The organism is Microcystis sp. LE19-84.1B (genome assembly GCF_027531875.1).
In the GTDB taxonomy this organism is placed as follows: Bacteria; Cyanobacteriota; Cyanobacteriia; order Cyanobacteriales; family Microcystaceae; genus Microcystis; species Microcystis panniformis.
Genome location: NZ_JAPZSR010000110.1, coordinates 1 through 3,360 on the forward strand (window position 1 = coordinate 1; position 3,360 = coordinate 3,360).

5 protein-coding genes and 1 other RNA gene are annotated in these 3,360 nt (G+C 43.9%); all 6 read right to left on the bottom strand.

The features are described from left to right. The coding region (locus O9324_RS27445; protein ID WP_502846571.1) for a transposase family protein at positions 1-106 on the bottom strand (106 nt) is incomplete at its 3' end. Positions 107-462: 356 nt separating this feature from the next. After that, entirely contained in the window at positions 463-1,629 is a 1,167-nt protein-coding gene (locus O9324_RS06500) for a pyridoxal phosphate-dependent aminotransferase (protein WP_288139763.1), read from the bottom strand. 9 nt (positions 1,630-1,638) lie between these two features. Beyond that, positions 1,639-2,029: a transfer-messenger RNA gene (gene ssrA / locus O9324_RS06505) on the bottom strand. A 186-nt stretch (positions 2,030-2,215) separates the two neighbouring features. Then, a complete protein-coding gene (locus tag O9324_RS06510; RefSeq protein WP_002784674.1) occupies positions 2,216-2,656 on the bottom strand; it encodes a type II toxin-antitoxin system VapC family toxin in 441 nt (146 codons plus the stop codon). Further along, positions 2,656-2,931, bottom strand: a complete 276-nt coding sequence (locus O9324_RS06515) for a type II toxin-antitoxin system Phd/YefM family antitoxin (protein ID WP_223210417.1) — start codon at positions 2,929-2,931, stop codon at positions 2,656-2,658. The genes O9324_RS06510 and O9324_RS06515 overlap by 1 nt, the downstream gene beginning before the upstream one ends. Before the next feature lie 196 nt (positions 2,932-3,127). Next, positions 3,128-3,360, bottom strand: a 233-nt coding sequence (locus O9324_RS06520; protein WP_288139764.1) for a hypothetical protein, incomplete at its 5' end; no start/stop codon positions are given.

The window sequence follows — 3,360 nt, forward strand, 5'->3', positions numbered from 1 at the left end:
TTGTTCCCAGTATTATTACTACTAATACTATCCATAAAGGGTGTCTTTTTCCTTTATCTTTCCGAAAGTCCTTGACTTGTTTTAGTTTTTCTATTAAGCTCAACATATATTTGAAAGGTTGGCGGTCACTCCTCATTTTACAAAGATAGTGATCGCTTTTACTTTTGATATTCTGATGGGAGAATGAAACAGCCCTACCTTGATAAGGGGGGTGCCGATCCCCCTTTAGTCCCCCCTTGATAAGGGGGGTGCCGATCCCCCCTTAGTCCCCCCTTGATAAGGGGGGTATCTGATAATTTTTAACACCTACCTACTTAAGCTGTTCTTAATTTAAATTACTTGTTGAGACGAGGCAAAAGGCAACAGGCAAAAGGGATAAGAAATAATCAGTTTTTAATAACTGGATTTAGTATGAGCTTAAAGTAAAAAACAATAAAGAAAGCCGGTATTTATTCTTGAAAATCATTGACTAAAATAACGCAGTCCTTTTACCAATCTTTCTACTGCCGCTAAAGCTGTTTCTGGAGATAAAGAACCGTAGGCAAGACGCAAATAACAGCCTTCTGTTGTCCCAAAAGTTGAACCGGGTAACACCGCCACCCGCTGCCGCTCAATTAAACTTTTAACTAACTGAAAATCATTCTTGTCTGTGGGAATTTTCAGGAAGAAATAAAAAGCACCTTCCGCAGTGGCAACATCACAAATATCCCTAATCGATTCTAGAGCATTCAGGCAAATTTCTCTAACTTGACTGATGGTTTTTAACTGTTCTAAAGGATAGCTTTTACCCACCTGCAACGCTCCTAGGGCCGCGTATTGCGAAACCACCGGCGGACAGATTAAAATAGTATCCTGAATCTTATTAATCGCCTCAGATAAATGTTCCGGTACTACCATATAACCAATGCGCCAACTGGCAAAACCGTAGGCTTTTGAGAGACTAAATAAGGAAATAGTCCAGGATTCACTACCAACAATTGCCGCCGGAGAAAAGTGACGGGCATGGTTATAGGTAAAATACTCATAAGCCTCATCGTGAATGTGATAGATGCCCTTTTTTTGACAAATTCGATTGACTTCTCTTAGGGTATTTTCTGGATAAACTACTCCGGTGGGGTTATTAGGAGAAATCGTTACCACTGCCTTAGTTTTTTCCGTGATTGCCTCTTCAATGGCAGCCGGACACAATTGATAATTTTTGTCTGTGGCGACCAAAATTACTTGACAATTAGCCATTTTTATGGCCATTTCATGATTGAAATAAAAGGGAGTGTTGAGAATAATTTCATCCCCCGGGGAAGTAATGGCTAAAATGGCATTCATAAAAGCCATATTACTGCCCGCCGTCACAAAAATTGCCTGCTTATCGCTGATTTCTACCCGATTATCTTCGGCTAGTTTTTGCCGAATTACTGTTAATAAGGGGGGAATTCCCGCCACAGATTGATATTGATGATTTTTGGGATTAGCTAAGAATAAAGATAGAGATTCGATCGCCTGCTGGGGTGGATCATAGGAAACAACCCCTTGACCTAGGGAAATAGTGCCGGGGTTCGCTTTAATTAATTGACCGACCACGGGAATGATCGGTGTTTGTACCCCGTCCATGCGGGAGAGAAGGTTTTTCATTAAACTAATCAATGGAGCCGAGCAGAGTCGAACTGCTGTCCAAATTAGGTATTGACTGTCCGCTCATTCACAGGTTTAGTTTCGATTACCCTCGAAACGGGGACTGTCACTTATCCCGGACAGTGGGATGCTCTAGTTAAAGCTTAGACGGTTAACTAACTAGAGAAAGTTAAACGTGGCATCCGTTGGGGGTTTATCCATAGTCCTTAACGGAGTCAAACTATGAATGCTCGAGTCGATTAGAGACTATTAGGCAGCTACAGGAGCGGCTTTACGAGCGAAAGGAACGATGTTGTTCGCATTTACTTTTTGTTTGAGCCTTTGATTTACGAGAGGAGACTCACTCTCGACCTGTATCACGGGGGAGCTTTCGCTAACCTGTCGAAACCGTTGCGGCCCCTTGTGCTTACATTCTGATTATAGCACATTTTTTGATTAAGCTAATTGCGGCTCAATTGAGGATTTTTCCGATCTTGCCAAGGGTTAGAGCCAGGCTAGATTGGTAAAAAAGGGTTTTTATCGCTGATTTTTGGGAAAGTTATCCTATATTTGCGATCCAGCTGCCATGGTTGATGCCGAAGTTGCCTCAACTCTGAACATTTTCTGAAGATGCCCTGGCGTGGACGAGAGTGTAATTAATCCGTAAAGCTTCTACACGGGCGAAATGTTGAATATTACCCGTAACCAGTTCTAGATTAGATTGAATCGCCGTGGATGCGATCTGTAAATCGGCATGGGCGAGAATATTTCCCTGTTGTTCTAGTTGCGCTTGAATTTCTCCGTAAATTTTCGCTGTCAAGCGATCGAATGGCAGGATCGTGAATTCGGGGATAATTCTCGTTTCGATTTTTTCCAGAAAATGATTGCGCTTGGGGGAACGGAACGCACCTTTATATAGTTCGGCGATCGTGATACTGCTAGTATATTGATTTTCTCGATCGAGCGATCGTAACCATTGCAGATAGTCCAGTAGCGGGCGCTTGCGTAACATCTCTGAAATAGCATCGGTATCAAAGAGATAAGCCATCAGGTTCTCTCGTCCAAGATATTATCCAGTTCTTCGGCTAATTCTTCTGAATCTTCCCAATTTTCGCTTAAATTCGCTAACCCTCCCCTCTGACGAGCGCTTCTCAGTCGTTGCAATTGTCGGATATCTTCGTAACTCACTAGGGCAGCCACGGGTTTGCCGTAGCGGGTGATGACAACGTAGCCCTCTTGGAGAGCAAGATCGATCGATTCGGAAAGACGCGCTTTCACTTCGGCTGTCGAGAGGATTTTTGTCATTGATCTTAAGTTGGACATCTTGACCATAATAATTCTAGTATATCGATTTCCACTCATACCAGAGTCGATTCAAGGTTGATGCGCGATCGGCGGCGTTGTCAAGTTTGAAGATGATTGCGTATCGGAGCAGCATTGAAAACGCTTTGAGAGCAGGGCTTTCCTTGTGTCGCCATTCATTCTTCATCGGAAATTTTGGGTCTGAAACCCCGCCGTTCTAGGTTGGCTTTACGTTAGAATTAAAAGGCCAGTCTCGAAAACCAAGTGGACGGCGCAGCACCGTTCGGCTGAGCTCACGGCCGAAGCCTGGAAAACTCGGCTTAGGGGGTTCCGACCAGAAAAGCTTGGCCGGGTAAAAAGTCGCGCGCAACAAGTACAAGAAGCTATAGGCGGTCAACGTACCGTGGGACACACGGAATCGGGCTTCTGAAATGGGGCGAAAGTCTGTGG